This window comes from Paenibacillus sp. JT22N1, from assembly GCF_059692155.1.
Map to the genome: position 1 here is coordinate 46,821 of NZ_JCAUAW010000006.1, position 19,252 is coordinate 66,072.

A 19,252-nucleotide genomic window follows, 5' to 3' on the forward strand; every position below is an offset into this window, starting at 1 on the left:
AACTGGAGTTTCGACGAAAAAAGTTATTTGGCGGCTTTCTCTGTTTCAATACCTTTGGTCGATTGTTCTTCGATCATCCGCAGCGCGGTCATCGAATCTTTGGATTCTCCAAAAATCAAAGGAGAGAACACATTATGGAGCGGCACATCAATATAGGTTAAGCCTGTAGCACGAGCAGCCGGAGGCATCGCATTTTGGCCGTAGAATATCGACTGAACGTGCTTACCCTGCATTTGCGGCAGGTTTTTCCCAAACGCCTCTTGAACCGCAGGTGTCTGCAGCGAGCCGATAATACCTTCTTTGGCTAAATTGACTTGCATCTCTTCGGAAAGCATGTATTGAATAACTTGAAACGCTTGATCCTTCTTTGTAGATTGCTTCGTAATAAAAGCCGCATACATATTCGGTTGCGCTTTCGTATTAGGAGCATCGGCGAAGGAAGGCATGGCGGCGATATCGAAATTCAGGTTTTTATTTTGCTCATACCATTGAACGATTTTCTCTGAAACATGGACACTCATCGCCATCTTCCCTTTAGGGAAATCGTCCACAGATGTAAATTGATTAGCCGGTATCTCAAAGAAACGTCTTAGGTTGTCAACTTCCTTCTTCCATCCGTCCGTTGCCAACACAGCCTTGTCCTCTGTCAAACTGAACGGTGATAGCCCGAGTTGATTATAAGTCATATACAAACCGGGATGCTGCTGGTAGCCCTTATACGTATTTTCTCCTTCAACACGAGTCAACTTTTTGGCCAATTCGTAAGCTTCATCGTAAGTCATGCCGTCTTTGGGATAATCGACTCCGAATTTATCAAAAATATCCTTGTTGTAGAAAAGAACGAAATCGCTTAATTGGTAAGGTAATCCATAAATTTTCCCTTCCGGAGTTTTATTTTTCATCTTTGCCATGGCTGCTGGATTTAATTTGCTGGTATCGAAATTATATTTTTTGATCAATTCGGTCATATCGTATTGGAGATCGTTCTTAATAATACTCTTTTCAAAGTTGCCGCTCGAATTCTCGATGATGATATCGGGGATCGTACCGGCCGCTATCAGATCCTTGTACTGTCGACCTGGATTATCCCAATGCACATGTTTAAAGGAGATATCAGGGAACTTTTTCTTTAGGTATTGCCCGATTTGCTTTTCGTAATTTTCTTCTTTCGCGTAAAAGGCAGGGTACACCGTATAAATGAACAATTCGTTATCCGGCGTTTTTGTTGATTTTTCAACTGCTGGACTTTGTGCTGCAGGTGTTGATTCACAGCCGGCAATGACGGTGATTGCCGTCGCAATCAACAAGGTTGATTTAAGATACTTTTTCATTCTACTTTGAACCTCCTTAGGGTTTTGCTTAATCATTTTATTTAATCTTACTTTAATACGAAATTGTAACGCTTTCATTGGGCGGTATTTCATTTATATAGGTCCATCATACTTTCAGCTCCCGCGCTAATTTCAGTTCTTCAGGTCTCATTGCCTTCAGCTGCTTTTCGTATAACTCGCGATATAAACCATTTTGTGCAAGCAGCTCTTGGTGTTTGCCTTGCTCTACAATTCGTCCTCGGTCTACGACAAGTATCTGATCTGCACGAACAACCGTAGCCAGCCGATGCGCAATGACAAACGTAGTTCTGTTTTTCATCAATTTTTCCAAGGCTTCCGTGACCAAGGACTCCGACTCCGCATCCAATGCTGAAGTCGCCTCATCCAAAATTAGAATTCGTGGGTTCTTTAGTAGCGCCCTGGCGATTGCGATCCGTTGTTTTTGACCACCTGAGAGTCGGACCCCGCGTTCCCCAATGACAGTATCATATTGTTGCTCCCACTCTTCGATGAACTCATGGGCATTAGCTGCCTTTGCTGCCGTGTATACTTCGTCTCTGGTAGCATTGGAGTTACTATAGGCGATATTCTCATAAACCGTTCCAGAGAATAGAATATTGTCTTGGAGTACAAGAGCCATATGACTGCGTACATCCTCTAAATCGTAATCTCGCAAATCCACCCCGTCCAACAAAACCTTCCCTTTGTCCGGATCATAAAAACGAGGAATTAAATGAATAATGGTGGACTTCCCACCGCCACTTGGGCCAACAAGCGCCACGACATCCCCGCTCCTCGCATGGAAGCTAATGCGCCTCAGAGCCTTTCTTTTCTCAAGAACCATTGGAAGCGGATCAGGCTTCGTTTTAGGCGGAATCCAGTAAAAACGTTTGCCAGGCTTTATGTTCGTCATCCTATCTTGATCCCTTTGCTGAGCATCGGCTTGCTGCCCGTTTCTTTCAATGACATAATCGAAACTGACCTGATCGAATTCAATGTCGCCGTGGCAAACTTTCAAAGGAACAGGGTTTTCCTTATTTCGAATGTCCGGTTGAATGTCAAAAACTTCAAAAATTCTTTCAACGTTTGCCAACGAATTTTGGATCGTGACATTTACATCGGAGAATCGTTGAATGGGACCATATAGCTGGGACAAATAGGCTTGGAACGCAATCAGTTCCCCTACTGACATCTTTCCGCCGATCACCATACTCCCCCCTACAAACCATATAATCAAGCCCCCAGCGTCTTGAAAAGTTTGGCTGATACGACCTAGAGCATTAGACAAAAGGTGAGCAGACATCGTATAGGAATAATGAGCGGTAGCCTGCTTCTTAAATCGATTAAGTTCCATTTTTTCTCGGTTAAACGCCTGCACGACCTTCATCGCTGAGATTCGTTCCACCAATACACCGGAAATTCGCTCCATCTGACGATGTACAGACCGCCAAGCAAAACGAATCCGTACATTGAGGTTCGTAAACGTTAAGTAGTAGAATGGCAGAAGCCATAAGGATAGCAAAGCAAGTTTCCAGTCCATATTAAAAAGCATAAATCCTGCGAACAGAACAAGAAAGAGGTCTATCAACAAGTTGATAACCCCGCCGCCAACCAAGTTTTGTGCGCCGTTCACATCGTTAAGTATGCGGGACAGAATGCTCCCTACTTGACGGCTGTCGTAATATCGTTGGGAAAGTTTTTGCATATGTTGATATAACTGAAACCGGATATCTATGATCATGGAATTCCCCATTTTTGCCGTTACATATTGGCGTAAGAAGTTGGTCGCTATACTAAACATATAGACGCAAGCCAAAATCATGATCACACTTTGCAGGGTCCATAAACTGCTTTTTTGCGGAAGCACTTCGTCGACCATAATCTTCGTCATCCAGGGTACAGTCAAAGGAGCTGCAAATTGAAGGATTCCTAGAGCAACAATCGTCAAAATGTAAAAACGGTAAGGTTTCAAAAACTTTATATAGCGCCGTACAAGCTGGGGACTTCTATGATTTTGCATCCTCAATTCCTCCCTCAGCTCACAAAATCGCTCCTAACAGGCGTAGAATCATAGAGTTTGCCTTTCTCGGCAAGCCATCTATCTAAATCTGGCAGATCGAAATATCGGAGCATCCCTGGAAAAATAAAACTTAAGGAATCCGTTTCATCGTAAAACGGTTCCTTGATCCAATCGGAGATGCTGTTCATGCGGTTCTCCATGCAAACATTCTGTACGCGGTCATCAAGCAAAGCCGCCAATCCGGCGTAAATAGCATATCGCCCGCTTCCATATAGTCTAATATCCAAAGGATCGATATTTGATGATCCAGATGCAAGCTCCACTGCTCGCAGCACATCGTACGTCCGAACTGCGGCCATACTGTCGCCCAGCCACATCATCTCATCGGTATATCTGTCCATCATCCCGAATCGTTTGAACGGTTTATCTGTAGGAGAATTCAAATGTGGAAGAAGCGGTCCAATCCCTGTTGGATTGAGCACCATGGCAAGTCGACCGGAAGCGCAAGTTTCTTCAATCCACTTGGCATGCGCCCCAAGCTGGCTCGATCCACCGTCCCAAATGGCAATGGTTACCGGGAGTTTATTACCCGCAAGTTTTGAATCAAAAAATTGTAAACAATGATTTAATAAACCTGTCTGACTCCACCAGATCTTGCGGATGACCCACATATTCGCTACTTCCCCTCCCCCAGAAGGACGTGGGTTAAGATCGCAAAGCTGTCTGTCCGAAAATACACACTTTCGAAGCCATTCGATAGCGAGCTTTTTTTGTTCGTCTTCTGATAATGCTTGACGTGACCGCTCAAATATCGCTAGCCGTTCCATATTTTCAACTTGCGTACTTTGGGCATGCGCAAGCTCGCCGATGACCTGCCCGCTTTGTGTGCACCACAGCTGCTGGGCAGGGATCAGCTTAATTTCTTCACTTGAATGTACAGCCGTACCTCCGAGCAAATGCTTGGAGAAAAACTGTGCCGCCGCACGTGCCAATGGAATCGTAAATCGATGTACATTTTCATCTTCGAAAATGTCCAGATCTTCACCTCGGCCATACATTTCCCAAAATCTGCGGTTTACAGCTACCGTATGCCTGGGACCTTCTATCGGGACGGAATCATACGTGGTAGCAAGAATACGCACAGGCCTTGGAGCCATGGCCATCACAATGTCTTCATGGTCGAAACCTAGCGCAGAGAAACCCGGCCATTTCTGCTCAGCATCTTGGGCTTTGCCGGTAAGCAGAAAGTATGGCCGATTCATAATAAATCCGCCTGGCGCCGCTGCGGCAATGCGATGATCGTACATCATAACCAGCGAAGTCTGCGTTCCACCGCCTGAATGGCCTGTCACTCCTATACGGCTCGGGTCGACCTCCGGCCGGGTGCATAAATAATCTATCGCCCGTACGGCGTCATGAAGCATGTAACGGGCTAAACTATCTCCTAACGGCATGCACTGACGCCCGACATTTTCATGTTCAGTAACGCTAGTCATCGGTGCCTGTTTCGATTCTGGATCATAAAATCCGAACCGCTCCCCCTGTCCGACTGGGTCAAGCGACATCACGACAAGACCGGAATGGACCATATAATGACAAACCGTTTGATATTCGTCACAATGTTTAGCCTGTTCACGATGCCCGCATAGAAGCAGTACCGCTCCACGTGGTTCAGTTAACCCGTCGGGAACATACAAATTGGCAGTCGCGTATACATGAGGCCTTGGTTCGAAAATGACTTTTTCAACGTGGAAACCGTTCCCTTCGACCGAACCTGTAACTCTCGGATTTAATGGTGCGTCCGAAGAAGGCATGCCGCCGATGCAGCGTTCCAGCCCTTCGCGAATTTCCTGCTGCCGCTGCTTAAGCATGGACTTGTCATTGATGGCTGAACGTGCTAGTTCGCCCTTCTCAGCTGCACGCATAGCGGATTCGTAAACCCAACGCGGAAGCTGACTTTTTACATCAAAGTGGGCGATTCCCACATTCTCTAAATTCTCATACATGCAGTCATGTCCCCCTTCTGTCCTATCTATCAGTTCGATGAAACCAACAGGTCGGCTATGCGAATAGGCATGCCTGTTTGCACGGACTTCCATATCGCTTCCCCTGTCAATACCGAGTTAGCTCCCGCTTCAGCTCCTGCCATAATCTCATAAGGACGGATCGGATCTGGTCCTAAGAACAAATCTTCCAAAATGAGAGGGTCTCCTCCTCCATGCCCTCCGGGACGCGGGACCACATGAATCGTTTCTTTGCCCCCGAACAAAGGGAAATAGTCGATCGTTTGCTCGGGTATCTGATGCGTTGTCCGCTTGGACATCACTTCCTGGGTTTCGATTCTCCCTTTTGTCCCGTTAATAGCCAGTCGATATCCTTCGTAAGGCAGCGAAAAGTTAACAGAATAACTCATCATTGCCCCTTTGTTATACTTGATAACCGCAACGTAAGTATCCTCAATATCGATCTCCGAATCGAAGATACAGCCGTCCGCGCGATATCCTGTATAGCTGCCTGGTTTTACATCCATATTGGTTAAATGGTCGTCTTCGGGTACAACCTGTTTGCTCCGTGTAGACCATCGCATGACATAGGCGCAATTCTGCTTGACATGGCATGTTCCGCAGTGCCTGCCGTCTTCCTTACCAGGATTGAGTTCCCCTTCAGGACCGAAATAATTCAGCGCACCGTATGAAAAAGCCTCCACCGGTTTTTGATCGATCCACCAATTAACAAGATCAATATGATGGGTGCTTTTATGTACCGACAATCCGCCGGAATGGCTTCTTTTACGGTTCCATCTTTTAAAATAGCTTGCGCCATGGTACGTATCGAGATACCAATTCAAATCGACCGAAGTGACCCTCCCGACTCTACCTTCAAGGATCAGCTCCTTAATTCTCGTGTGAATCGGAGAGTAGCGGTAATTAAAGGCTACGAACAGCTTCCCCCTGCTATTGTTCTGTGCATCCAGAACACGTTTGCAATCTACCCCGCTCGTGACCATCGGTTTTTCCGATATGACTTCAAGATGGTGCTCCAATCCTTTAACAATGTAATCCGCATGAGTATGGTCAGCGCCTGCGACAATAAGGACGTCGGGGCTCGTCTCCAGAATCATCTGTTCGAATTGATCGGGAAGGTAAACAGGCAGCCCGCTCAACGTCGGAAACTTCTTGAAACAATTCGCAAACCGTCCGGGATCCGCGTCCAGCAATCCAACAATTTCACAATGCGACTGAAAAGTTTCCAGCATGTTTTTAATAAACATGCCGTTCGCTCTAGTACTAACTCCACAGATGACATATCTTTTTCTTGCCAAAGTGTTCGCCCTCCAATCTTAGGTTAAGTATACAAATATGCGAAGCTCAAAGAATTAGTAAATACGATCTTGAATATAGGTCAATCCTGTCGAAGCAACATCAAAAAAAGAAATCCCTGCCGGTAAACCCGGCAAGGACAATACAACACTATTGTAGGACTGCAATAAACGTTTTGTACTGATCCTGCGAAGCAAAATTAATGGTGAATTGCTTAATGTTGTTTGAAGTCGTACTGCCAACTCGTGCATACGATATTTTAAAATCGTTGCCGATTGAGATCGTATCTTGCTGGGCTGTAGTCGTTCCCGTCATGTAAACAATGTCGCTAACCCACATCTTGGCTTGTAGAATGTTATTAACTGGCGTAATCTGATCTTGCGTATTTTGATTCACAAAACTGCCGTAATTGGAAACGACCTGAATTTGTCCCATCAGCTTAGTGTCCCAAACATAGAGACCGTTCAAAGACAATGCAGCGCCGCCCGTAACCGTTTTTGGAGAGGTTTGATTAATCTTAAGTTCAGACACATCCATTGGATCTGCAGAGATCGGGTATTCTATGGTGAGATCTTTCTGCCCTAGCGGAGTGTCGAAGAAAACCTTCAAGGTTGTTTTTCCCTCGTTGATACCTATGAATTTAGGATTCACAGGATCTCCGTTAAAGGCGATGATATTTGGATTGCTGACGGCTAACCACTTAACCTTAGGAGTATAAGAGACTTTATAGCCTGAGCTATCTTTGACTCCTACTACGACATCTTTGCCTGCCAACTTATAGCTGGCGTTTGCGAATAAGTAAGTCGCATCCGTAACGCTTTTCGTATTTCCCCAATCGTAATATAGTTTTCCTGCCGCATTCAAGCCATCGCCCATGTCTAACCAGTAGACCAGATCCGCTTTTTTGATGTCAACCACATTTAGCGACACAGATAGGGAGTCCACCGTCTCTAAGGTTTGCAAACTTGTGTCGACTTGAACCAATGACGCGGTCAATCGGTAGCTTCCCTTCAATGTTGCGTGTGGCGTGACTGTGATGCCTCTACCAGCTATTTGATTAACTTCTCTTAGCAGTTTCGGGACAGCATCGGAGAGAGAAACGCCTCCTGACGTGGAGGCAATAGCCCCTGTATCTCCACTTATTTTTTCAAGCTTCATTTCAACCTTATAATCGGTCAGGTCCGTACTGTATTCAATGTCATATTGATCATAAATTCTAAAGGTCGTTGAAGGTTTTACCCCATTAAACAATGTAACGCTCACAGAACTCTCGGCATCAAGTTTAATTGAGTTAGGCTTGCGAGGTTTCTCGATATTAATGGGTAGGGTTACCGTTTCATTAAGCGCATTCATTCTAACATTAATGGTCGCCGGTCCCGCTGCCTTCACCTCTTTTACACGAATTTGCCCATCCGTGGACCGAATTGCAACTTGTCTACCACCACGTGTTAGTGTATCTGCTTCCAATACGATACCTCCTGTGGCGTAAACAGATATTCTACCCGTTGTTTCTGCCTCCACAATTTCGGATGTACTGAACTCGTAACCCGTTGAATCTTTGATGACCAAACCGAACAACTTCTCGCTGTCACCTTCCGCAGCTGGTTCTGCCAACGGTTTTATTACGACGCTTGCAGGTGTTTTTAGTGCTGTTACATTAATCGTAGTAGATACCTGCTCACCAGCACTAAATAAATTCACAATTACTTCCTTATCTCCGTCTAAATCCATATTCGCTTCCATTTGCATTTCCGGAAAACCGTCATTGTCAAAGTCGACGAAATCATTTCCTCCTGTTTGATTAATGACATTCCCCGTTGCGGTAAAAGACTTATGGATTCCCATGTTTAAAATGTCGGAATCAACGACGGGATACCCATGCTGATCATAGGCTTTAAATTTGAGGTAAGCTCTGACACCAGCTTTAAATATCAACTGACCTCCAGGGATCTTCAGTTCTCCCACTTCGATTTTCGACACAATAGGAAAGTCCCCAACAGTAAACGATTTGCTGGCTGTCTTGAAGCTGCGCTTTTCTAACAACGAAACCATCACTTTACTATCTATTAATTCTTTGCTCAAATCGATGGTGAAAGCATTCTTGTCGGGATAAAAGTCCACTTTACGATTTTGAGCACCTACCATGATATTCAAATCGCTTGCGGATAAGATCTCATTCTCGCCATACTGGTTTGTCGCTTTGAACTCGATCAATACTTTGGATTTAGGAAGCTTTTCTGAAGAAGTAACAATCTCCAATTTTTGGATCTGCCCAACTTCAGAGACGAATTCTATTTTCCCCTTATCGATACTCCCAGCATCTATCCCGGATAATTCAATTGAATATTTACCATACGTTAACGCATCCGTTTCGAGCGTAGCGTTCATATTGTCATCCGACCATACGGAGCTTGATGGCATCGCCGTATCCGAACCGTATTTCGTAACGTTCAAAATGGCCTTGTTGGTGTCGACATCCCGATTAAGTCTTACGGATATTTTGCCTGTACCCATTAATTTGACTTCGGCGATGGAAGCTTTTGCAGGCTTCGCCGTTGTCAAATGCAGCTGCATGGCTTCATAAGCTGCAAGCGCAAACGCTTTTCTGGTAACAGGGACATTTCCTCCGAATTTGCCTTCCATCTGGTTCGTCATGATTTTTTGCTTAATTGCGTAGGTAACGTAGCTTTTGTATGTACTGTCTACGGTTTCATCTTTGCCAGGTGTCTCTGCCTTCGCCTTATCATCCAAACCGAGTCCCTTGATCAGCAGCATCGCGAGTTCTTGGCGGGTGACTTGCCCGGATGGATTGTACTTATCAGTCACATCGTACGTAAGAGCCGAGTTCTTCAAAGCTTCGATATAAAGACGCGCAGGGTCATCCCATTTGACGTCGGAGAAGCTTGATGTTTTTACCATTGTATCCATGCGTAAACCTAAAACGATCGCGACCGTTTTCGCCAATTGAGCACGAGTGATCTGTTGGTCTAAACCGAAAGAATCTGCTGACGATGTGTCCATCGCTTCCATTTTCAACAAAGAATTAATCTTTTTCTTGTCATCCTTCGAAACACTTTTCAAATCGCCAAACTGGTCGGCCAGATATGTGTCAGAAGTTACAGACGATGATGGAGTTGTTGCTTTTGTAGTTGCCGCTGGTGTAGTAGATGTTGACGGCGTGGCTGTCGTTTCTGAGGTTTGCGAAGCTGCATCATCCGCATAGGCCATAGGAGATAAGCAGTAACAGAACAGTAAGAGTGATAAGAAAAGAGCAATTTTTTTATTCATTTGATGCACGCACCTCCCGACAAGCAAAAACACATGAAAATAAAACGCTTACATTTCGCTTGAACACTTTTGTTTCTCTGATCACATCAACCCACTCTCCAATCTCAGTTTACTTGCATGACCTAACTATATGGCAAAAATGCGAACTTTTCATAGGGGCTTTTATGCATCTTTATAGGTTGTTTACTTCATCATTATTCGGGTGGCAGAAGTACGATTCTGCCCTCCTCCAATGTAACTTGGACTTTATTCGTGTCTTTCACTCCTATTGATTCCAAGTAGTTAGAAGGAATTTGTAACCGGCCCGCTTGGTCCAGCACCGCATATTCGACATGCGACTCTTCTTCCTGCTCTTCGATACCATGCACCGCTTCAAGCAGTTCTTGATCGAACGATTTACGCCTCACTATTTCCGAGGAAGTTTTCCCGTCTCGAATAGCTACTACGCGATCCACTTTTTTGGCAAGCAGCGGATCGTGCGTAACAATAACGACAGTGAGACCCAGACTCCGGGTCAAATGCCGGAACAAATCCAGAATTTGATTGGCCATGTTCGTATCGACAGAGCCGGTTGGTTCATCCGCAAGCAAGAGCTTCGGATGGTTTGCCAGCGCAATAGCGATGGCAACACGCTGCTGTTCACCGCCAGAGAGTTGGTTTAGTCTGTTTTTTAGCCGATGGCTAAGGCCTACGGCTTCCAGCAGTTCCATGGCTCGTTCTCGCTTGCGCTTGCCCTGAAGTAAGATGGGCAGCTCCACATTTTCCAATGCAGTCAAGTAAGGAATTAAATTCCGTGCATTGTTCTGCCATACGAAGCCTACCGTCTCTCGTTTGTAACTAACGATGTCTTTCTCCGACATGCCCAGCAAATCTTTGCCATCCACCCTTAAACTGCCAGCCGAGGGGCGGTCAAGCCCCCCAAGCATATTTAGCAGTGTCGACTTACCGCTTCCGCTGTTGCCGATAATGGCCATCAATTCACCAGCCTCCACGTGCAAGTCCAATCCTTGTAACGCGACTACCTCCAAATCGGCAATTTTATAAATTTTGACCAGATTATCACAATGGATCATCCTAATCCTCCCCTAACTTAACTGCTTGATGAATTCGGATTCGGGACACGAAAGACCCGAGTACTCCCAATCCAATTGCGATCATCATCGTGACGACCCAGTACAGCCGAACTTGATCACGAGGATCAAATGTAACTTTGAATGGCGGTACCTGCGTTTTCGGATCGAATGACAATTCAAATAAAGGTACGAACAAATGACTCGCCAAATTTCCGGTCAGAATTCCAATGAGAATCGCCGCACCTGAGATCAAGATTTGCTCACCAATAAGCATTAATATCAACTGGAAAAAGGAAATGCCCATCGCTCTCAAAATGCCGAACTGAAGCGTCCGAGCGAATAAGGAGAGAACCCAATATAATAGGAAGCCAAAAAAGCAAATGAATATCGATATCAGAAACCCGAGCGTCATCACACCATTAATAGCCATCTGGAAGGGATCCTTGATCGACTTAATCAGTTCCTGTTTGGCATCCCTCAAAGACTCTATTTCATAGCCATGATCGACGATTGCTTTATATACCGCTTGACTGCTAGCCTCTGGTTTCAGCTTCAACCAAACCTCATAGGGTTCCAACGCAAGATTGTTTTGAATATACGGCAGTTGTCCGATCACAAGATTTGGCTTCTTTATTTTCGTAGTGGACCCCTGCTTCGTTGTAGTTGTCACTGTATCATTCACACCGGGGTTTGGATTCCAAGACGGCCAATAATCAATCACCCCGTACACGGTAAATTGAGCACCTTCTACGCCTTCCCAGCCCAGAGTCATGGTGTCGCCAGGTTTCAGGCTGTATTCTTCGGCCATCGATTTGGAAATTAAAACAGCAGACGGGTTGCGAGCGATCAAGTTTAAATAATCATTGATATGATGATCAAGCAAACTATCGCGCATCCATGCGGTTTCACCAAATTGTTTACTTTCGATTCCCATCAATTGTATATTTTCAGTTGTCTTTCCCCGAGTGTAAATCGCATCCTTTTTATTAAACACCTTTGCGGCATATTCCACACCATTAAGCTGCGTAAAAGGCAGGAATGACGGCTCTGTATATTGTGTCTTATGCGGAGCTTCGGAAGCAGCTTTGGAATCTTCATCTGCCTCTTCAGACTCTTCCATTAAACCGGTCAAGATAGCCGGAGGGGCGTCATTCTCCCAACGGATTTGCATCGTAATATCGGCGCCCGAGGAATAATGGATTTTATCAGCTGTATTCTTGTTGATCGTACGGGTAGCACTGGCACTGAATAAGCCTGTGGCAATTGTGATAATCAGAAAAACCATAATAAATTGATATTGAATGGTCGAACGGCTGACTTGTATCAGTGTGCTGTAAAGGGAAGGTGGCCACCAGCGTCTGCCAACCTTAAACACTAAACGCATAAACCAAGGGTAAAATCGAAGAATGAACAGACCCATACCCAATATAAAAAGTGCCGGAATGAGAAACAACAGCGGATCTACCTTTAAATCGCCGGATTTTAAGCCAAGCGACAGCAGCTCTTTGATTCGCGTTTTATAATTATTCAAGCCGTAAAGGGCTATCCCAATCAACATAACATCTATGAAATATTTATGCCAAAAAGAGCTTTTCTCCTGTCTTGCCGACTGCTGTTTTTGCCCGACAATCGTTACCCTCATGGCAAGGAATACCGGAATCAGCGTCATCACAAGTGAGCTTGCGACAGCAATCAACCCATACAGGAAAGCATCCCGATTCAGTTCAACCTCAAGCTTAGCCCGCTGTACGAATTCAAGAAACCCGCTCGAAGCACCCAATAGTTTAGTCAAAAAAGCACCGAAATACGGTCCGATGAAGAAAGCAATTGTGCCGAGCACTAAGCCCTCCACGACATAACTGAAAATGATTTGCAAGCGACTAGCTCCACGACTGCGTAATACGGCGATTTCCGTTTTCTGGCGTTCCGTGATCAAGTTTGCAACCATGTACAAGTAAAAGGCGAGCATGAGCATAACTGGCACATTTAACGACCAGAGCATGAGCCTTAGATTGGCTTCTTTTACGTAATAGGCACTCAAAGTTTGTAAGGCAGGAGCATTCGTATTGTGAGTTTCGTAACGTTTCTCCATATGAGCCGTGATCGTGCGATGAGCATCAATGAAATCGTTCGTGGATATCAGCGACATTTTGCTATAATCAAGGGCCAAATACCAATAGCTAGACTGAATATTTAGCTTACTTCCTGCGGTGAACTCTTTTTCAAATAAATCAAAATTGATCAGAAAGCTGTTTTTATAACTGCTTGGAATGTTATACCAGAATAGATCTGCGTAATCCTTACGATCGAATACACCTACAGGCTTGACGTAAACCGGTTGCTTCATATTCTCATCTTGAATAGTAAAAACAGTATTCAGCACCATGCCAAGTTCTGTCAAAGCTTCTTTTACAACAAGCGCTTCATACACCCCATTAATCGGCTCTTTCTCTGGTAGACGTCCATCCACTAGCCGAATGTGTTCCTCCATACCATCAATGGCAGAGAAATCCGCTGACCGCTGTATGTGGATATCAACTTTGTCTGGTTCTGCAGGAGTAAGACCATATCGCTCTGTCGACCTTTCACGGACGAGATGCTGGACAGGAAGGCCAAAGCGATTACTGGCTTTGTTTAGAAATTCATCGGTTTCAGAAATTTTTTCATTCTTTTGCTTATCTTCTGGAACCAAATTTGCTGACAACCAATAGATGCCGGGATACTGACTGCTAGAGGTTTGCAATTGCTGCAGCTCCTGAATCAGTAATCTTTGCAAGATTGCGTTTGTATATATCGGCATCGTGCTCGTTAGAGCCACAGATAACACCAATCCGAATAGCAGGCTAAGCTCCAGCCATTTATTATTGATCATTTTGCGCAAGATCATGATAAATAATGCCAATCTCTTAACCCCCTAATTATTCAAAATAATCTTCTGCCCTACAGTAATGCCTTTTCGTATTTCCACTTCCCTTGCCGCAACTATCCCTTTTTCCACATCGATCTCTTTCCTGCTTTCTCCTTCCATAACCTGTACATAGTCGCGCCCCATGTAGCTGCGCAGCCCGGCTCTAGGGATGACCAACACATTCTCTCTCTTTTCCGTCACAATGGTGATGTCTGCTTGGGAACCAATCGTCACTTCTGCCGGTAGTCCCTGCACGTTAATAAAGAGTGACTTCGAATTTTTATCCTGTACCGTTTTATTATCGCTAATCGGAGCGGTCATTGGTGTTTGAACGACCTTCCCTACATACGTCTTGTCTTTTATTTTCACATTGACATCCATGTTTATTTCAATGCCAACCAAATCGTTCTGACTGGAGGCCGTATAAACGAGTTTCATCTTATTCGGGTCTGAGATCGTCACTAGTTGTTTATAAGCCGATACTTGATCGCCAAGTTTCATCGGTTCAATGTAAGTTACGATGCCGTCAACCGTTGCAACGAGAGTCGTTCTGTCTAATTGACTCCGCAGCGATTTCAACTGAATTTGAGCGCTTTCATAATCAAGCATTTTCAAACGGACAGCAGGGTCATCGCCACCCTTATCGGCTATTTCTTGCGCCATTGAAATTTTGATCTTTTCGAGCGTAATTTCCTGCAAACGAATTTTCATTTCCAAATCGCCCGTTTCTGTTGAAGCTATGACATCGCCTGCATGAACTTTATCTCCCAATTTCACACTGAAGGACGTCAATCTACCGCCGGATTCTTTATAAAATAAGTAATCCATTTGATCCGATGCAAACGTCGCCACTCCCGTAATTTGCTTGGCGATATTGGCGTTCTTCACATCAAAAAGCGTTAAGGATTCAGTGAGAGGTTGAACAAGCGGCGGTTTCAATTCTGGCTCTTCAATTGGCAACAAAGAGCAACCAGTCAAGGTGCCAGCCATGCACCATATTCCAAGCATCAGAAACAGTATTTTGCTAAGCTTCTTCGACAATTTGACCATCCTCCAATGTGTATACATGATCGGCTACGCTCATTATTGAGGGATCATGAGTCGTCATAATGATGGTCATCCCCTCGTGCTCTACCAAATCCTTGAATACCTTCATTACTTGGAGCCCCATCTTACTGTCCAGTTCTGCCGTCGGCTCGTCCGCCAGGATCAAAGAAGGTTTATGAGCGATCGCTCTCGCAATGGCAACCCGCTGCTGCTCTCCCCCAGACATCTCGAAGGGCCGATGTTTCATTCTTGCTTTCAACCCTACGAATTCAAGCGCCCTTTCCGTATATGCCTTGTAAAGGGTGGACGGAATGCCCGCAATTCGCAAACCGAACTCCACGTTCTCGTAAGCCGTCATCAGCGGAACCAGTGCAAAGGATTGGAAAATCAACCCCATATGTGCACGTCTCAACTCATTGCGTTTCTTCTCAGTGAATACACTGATTTCGGCATCTTGAAAGTAAACTTTGCCTTCCGTTGGCCTGTCAAGAGCACCGAGCATATTCATTAACGTGGTTTTGCCTGATCCCGACCGCCCTTTGAGAGCGACTAACTGTTTTGCAGGGATCGATAGGCTGGCTCCTTTCAGGGCGTGAACTGCGGTAGAACCGCGTCCGAACACCCGGGTAATACTCTCCGTCCTAACAAGAGCTGTGGTGCTTTGCTTTTGTTGCTCGATAGTCAATGGATTTCACACTCCTAAATAGGCAAGTTGCGTCTTATCATCTGAAGTTTTTGCAAAAAAAAGAGGAAACATGGTTGCTTCCTCTTTTCGCTTTCAAACATGGATGACCACTATTATTGAAAAGCAATATTCTCAATTTTCGCTTCACCGTAACCATTATCCCATGCATTGACATCGACATAGAAATAAACGGGTCCAGAGTATCCTCCTGGTATGTCAATAACTGTTCCATAATCATAATCACCGCTGTAATTTTTCGTAATGTTGAATAGATCTCCTTCATACGTAGAGACTGTAACCGTGATATTTGCGTCTCTTTCAACATAATACGACCAACCAAATGTAATTTGGGAAATGTTTTCAACATACGTCTCACCTTTGGATACGCCCGAACAATTCTCTTTATTACTGTATCCAGCTACAGTAGTGTAACCGTCACCGACATCCGCCGAGGAATAACAATGGTTATAATAGAAATCACTGCTTGATATGGTATTCGTCCACTGTATTGTAGGGTTCATTTGTGCAAAAGCCGATTGAGTTAAGAAAATCAATGAACAGATAACTAACATCATGCTAAAAAACTTTATCTGTTTCATTTTAACCACTCCCTTATGAGAATTAATTTACGATGTTGAAAAAAACTCCAGTCCATAAACTGGAGTTTTCATACAGCGAAAGGATATTAACCGTTTTGCAGCGTCCATAAAAAGAGAGCATCCATAAGCTTCCATGCATCGTCAGTGATCTCTTCATTCTCCCCAGAGAAGAAGAAGTACGATATTCTCGCTTTAACGGCATACCCGTTGTCGGCTTTCGTGCCTTTATCGTAGTAATAGATAGTCCCCTTCGTTTTATCGCCTGGAACGGTGGCAATCACTTTCGCTTCCTTACCCATAATACCGTAACCAAATGCCCTTTTAGGGTCAGCTTCTTTAAATACGTCCACATTACTGGATAATCCGCTTGCAACTTTATGCTTACTGTCTACGATGCTAATTGATTTACCATTTGCAAATTCCGCGTTTTCCTCGATTGACGAAAGACCCAGATAATACATGCCGTGGTTTTTCCCATATACGGTCGGAATCGCGACATCTTTCATAACTCCACCTTTTAGATACTTGGAGTTTATGGTTGGACTGATATAGATCAAATCATATCCTTCCAATTTTTCCGCTGTGAATTTTCTTTCACTCATATAAGTAACCTTAAATCCAAGGGCCTTCAAACGATCACCGACCGTAATATCATCCGTAGGAAGAGGAACTGATTCCCTTCCGATAATCACCACTTTCTTTCCTTGTGCGGAAACCTCACCGGAAGGTGTAGTCGGTGTGTCAGGCTTAGTCGTCGGTGTGCCCGGCTCAGTCGTTCCATTGCCCTCGAAGAGATTCTTCGCTTCAAAGCTTGCAAGCGCCAACATTTTTCGTGTAGCTGATTTTGAACCGCCAAATGTACCATCTTCTTGATTCGTCATAAGTTTCTTTTCGAGCGCAAGCGCGACATATCCTTTTGCCCAATCGTCTACCGTGTTGTCCGAAACAGGCGTTGCTTGTTTAGCGTCTTCTTCCAAACCAAGACCCCTAATGAGGAATGCGGCAAGCTCTTGCCGAGACACTGCACCGGACGGTTTGTATGTTTTCCCTTCCGCATCATACCCGTTTGTTAGCCCTGCTTTCTTGAGCGCCTCAATATAGGGAAGTGCATAGGAATTTGCCGGATCATCAGAGCGAACGTCGGTAAATGAAGATCTTGTAAGCGTTTCATCAATCGTCAATTTAAAAATAATGCCAGCCACTTTGGCGAACTGCGCGCGATTCATTTGGGCATCCAAACCGAAAGTATCTTCCGTCAATCCGTTAAAAACGCCGCCTTTAATCAGTGAATCAAATTTGTCCTTCACGTCTTGCGGCAGATCCTTCAAATCCTTGAAATCATCCACTGATTTAACCGTAGAAGTTTGATTGTCAGAAGCGGTATCGGCTGCAAAAGCCAACGGAAGTAAAGTTAATGACAAGAGAAAAACCATTAATAGCGTTGATATAAGTTTTTTCATACAGATCACCTTCCAATTTTAGATTATAAGACAGGTATTATTTTACTCGTTTAACCTATACACCTCCTCAGCAACGCCATATTCTTCATTCATTTTTGCCTTATCCCTACTCTAATACGAAAAGATGAATCGATTATAGGGGCTTTTACTCATGTTTATAGGTCTTTAAGAGGTTGATTATTTCTTGATAGATTTATCGAGTGCAGCCTTTTCAGCCTTCTTTGTTTCAATTCCTTTCGTTGATTGTTCTTCAATCATGCGCAGTGCCGTTACAGAGTCTTTGGACTCTTTGAAAATCAAAGGTCCGAATACGTTCTGCATCGGAACGTCGTACCAGGCCAAACCTGCTGCACGTGCCGCCGGAGGCAAAGCGGTTTTGCCATGGAAAATAGCTTTTGTGTTCTTACCTCTCATTTGCGTCAAATTTTGTCCAAACGCTTCTTGGACAGCTTTGGTTTCCAAAGGTACGATGACACCTTCTTTTGCCAAATCCACTTGATGCTCTTCGGAGAGAATTGCAGCCATAACCTGAAAAGCTTGATCTTTTTTCGTTGATTGCTTCGTTATGTACATGGCGTACAGGTTCGGTTGATACCTAGTATCCGGAACATCACTAAACGAAGGTGCCGATACGACATCGAAGTTCAAGTTTTTGTTTTGCTCATGGAACGAAACAATATGGTCCACCGTTGCCACCGCCATCGCAATATTTCCTTTTGTAGCAAAAGTTTCGACGGTATCAAACTGATTGGCAGGAATATCATAGAAACGTCTCAAGTTGTCTACAATCTTTTTCCACTCCGGCGTGTTCAAGCTTGCCTTGTCTTCCGTTAGGCTAAGCGGCGAGACAGAAAGCTGATTGTAGTTCATATAATGACCAGGGTTTTGAGAATACCCTTTGTATGTGATTTCGCCTTCCACACGGGTCAGCTTCTTGGCCAACTCGTATGCTTCGTCGTAGGTCATACCGTCCTTCGGATAGTCGACGCCGAATTTGTCAAAAATGTCTTTATTATAGAAGAGAACGAAATCGTTATTATTGAACGGCAAACCGTATATTTTCCCATCGGGCGTCATATTTCTCATCTGAGCCATATGGGCCGGATTCAATTGGTTTGTATCGAAGTTATACTTTTTGATCAAATCGCTGATATCATACTGAAGATCGTTATCGATAATATATCTTTGCACATTCATACGGGTGTTATCGAGGATAATATCCGGGATGGTGCCAGCCGCGATCAAGTCCTGATATTGTCTGCCCGGATTATCCCAGTGCACATGCTTAATCGTCATATCTGGAAATTTCTTTTTAAGAAATTGGCCGATTTGTTTGTCGAAATTTTCTTCTTTTGCATAAAAGGAAGGCCAGACCGTGTAAATAAACAATTCATTTTCAGGCGATTTGTTCGTCGGTTTGTTAGCTGTAGTGACAGTATTTGATTCAAGACTACTTTCACAGCCTGTGAATAGTGTGAGCAATGAAACGATAAACAAGGTGCTCTTTACATATTTTTTCAC

The 19,252-nt window shown here is 44.4% G+C and carries 12 protein-coding genes; all 12 read right to left on the reverse strand.

The genetic code is table 11. The features are described 5' to 3' along the window. Window positions 1-23: 23 nt before the first annotated feature. Entirely contained in the window at window positions 24-1,331 is a 1,308-nt protein-coding gene (locus AC58UU_RS13380) for an ABC transporter substrate-binding protein (RefSeq protein WP_497316332.1), read from the reverse strand. Window positions 1,332-1,437: 106 nt separating this feature from the next. Then, entirely contained in the window at window positions 1,438-3,351 is a 1,914-nt protein-coding gene (locus AC58UU_RS13385; protein ID WP_497316333.1) for an ABC transporter ATP-binding protein, read from the reverse strand. Between the two features lie 14 nt (window positions 3,352-3,365). Beyond that, window positions 3,366-5,357 carry an alpha/beta hydrolase family protein gene (locus AC58UU_RS13390; protein WP_497316335.1) on the reverse strand — a complete coding sequence of 664 codons (1,992 nt, stop codon included), beginning with the start codon at window positions 5,355-5,357 and terminating at the stop codon, window positions 3,366-3,368. Window positions 5,358-5,386: 29 nt separating this feature from the next. After that, window positions 5,387-6,673 (reverse strand): Gfo/Idh/MocA family oxidoreductase, encoded by a 1,287-nt coding sequence (locus AC58UU_RS13395; RefSeq protein ID WP_497316337.1) that lies wholly within the window; start codon window positions 6,671-6,673, stop codon window positions 5,387-5,389. 148 nt (window positions 6,674-6,821) lie between these two features. Beyond that, on the reverse strand, window positions 6,822-9,959 hold the full coding sequence (locus AC58UU_RS13400; protein WP_497316339.1) for a hypothetical protein: 3,138 nt from the start codon (window positions 9,957-9,959) through the stop codon (window positions 6,822-6,824). A 194-nt stretch (window positions 9,960-10,153) separates the two neighbouring features. Next, on the reverse strand, window positions 10,154-11,032 hold the full coding sequence (locus tag AC58UU_RS13405; protein WP_497316340.1) for an ABC transporter ATP-binding protein: 879 nt from the start codon (window positions 11,030-11,032) through the stop codon (window positions 10,154-10,156). Window position 11,033: 1 nt separating this feature from the next. Then, window positions 11,034-13,934, reverse strand: coding sequence for an ABC transporter permease (locus AC58UU_RS13410; RefSeq protein WP_497316342.1), 2,901 nt, complete (start codon window positions 13,932-13,934; stop codon window positions 11,034-11,036). Between the two features lie 12 nt (window positions 13,935-13,946). Then, window positions 13,947-14,981 (reverse strand): efflux RND transporter periplasmic adaptor subunit, encoded by a 1,035-nt coding sequence (locus AC58UU_RS13415; RefSeq protein ID WP_497316344.1) that lies wholly within the window; start codon window positions 14,979-14,981, stop codon window positions 13,947-13,949. After that, a complete protein-coding gene (locus tag AC58UU_RS13420; protein ID WP_497316346.1) occupies window positions 14,965-15,672 on the reverse strand; it encodes an ABC transporter ATP-binding protein in 708 nt (235 codons plus the stop codon). The genes AC58UU_RS13415 and AC58UU_RS13420 overlap by 17 nt, the downstream gene beginning before the upstream one ends. Before the next feature lie 113 nt (window positions 15,673-15,785). Further along, window positions 15,786-16,271: a hypothetical protein gene (locus tag AC58UU_RS13425; RefSeq protein WP_497316348.1), complete on the reverse strand. Its 486-nt coding sequence runs from the start codon at window positions 16,269-16,271 to the stop codon at window positions 15,786-15,788. An 86-nt stretch (window positions 16,272-16,357) separates the two neighbouring features. Continuing rightward, window positions 16,358-17,731 carry an S-layer homology domain-containing protein gene (locus AC58UU_RS13430; protein ID WP_497316349.1) on the reverse strand — a complete coding sequence of 458 codons (1,374 nt, stop codon included), beginning with the start codon at window positions 17,729-17,731 and terminating at the stop codon, window positions 16,358-16,360. 177 nt (window positions 17,732-17,908) lie between these two features. After that, a complete protein-coding gene (locus tag AC58UU_RS13435; protein ID WP_497316351.1) occupies window positions 17,909-19,252 on the reverse strand; it encodes an ABC transporter substrate-binding protein in 1,344 nt (447 codons plus the stop codon).

What these genes read in the sequence shown, in the direction of transcription:
- AC58UU_RS13425 (WP_497316348.1), bottom strand. Translation starts at nt 16,271, where the DNA reads ATGAAACAGATAAAGTTTTTTAGCATGATGTTAGTTATCTGTTCATTG.
- AC58UU_RS13385 (WP_497316333.1), bottom strand. Translation starts at nt 3,351, where the DNA reads ATGCAAAATCATAGAAGTCCCCAGCTTGTACGGCGCTATATAAAGTTT.
- AC58UU_RS13400 (WP_497316339.1), bottom strand. Translation starts at nt 9,959, where the DNA reads ATGAATAAAAAAATTGCTCTTTTCTTATCACTCTTACTGTTCTGTTAC.
- AC58UU_RS13390 (WP_497316335.1), bottom strand. Translation starts at nt 5,357, where the DNA reads ATGTATGAGAATTTAGAGAATGTGGGAATCGCCCACTTTGATGTAAAA.
- AC58UU_RS13405 (WP_497316340.1), bottom strand. Translation starts at nt 11,032, where the DNA reads ATGATCCATTGTGATAATCTGGTCAAAATTTATAAAATTGCCGATTTG.
- AC58UU_RS13430 (WP_497316349.1), bottom strand. Translation starts at nt 17,731, where the DNA reads ATGAAAAAACTTATATCAACGCTATTAATGGTTTTTCTCTTGTCATTA.
- AC58UU_RS13380 (WP_497316332.1), bottom strand. Translation starts at nt 1,331, where the DNA reads ATGAAAAAGTATCTTAAATCAACCTTGTTGATTGCGACGGCAATCACC.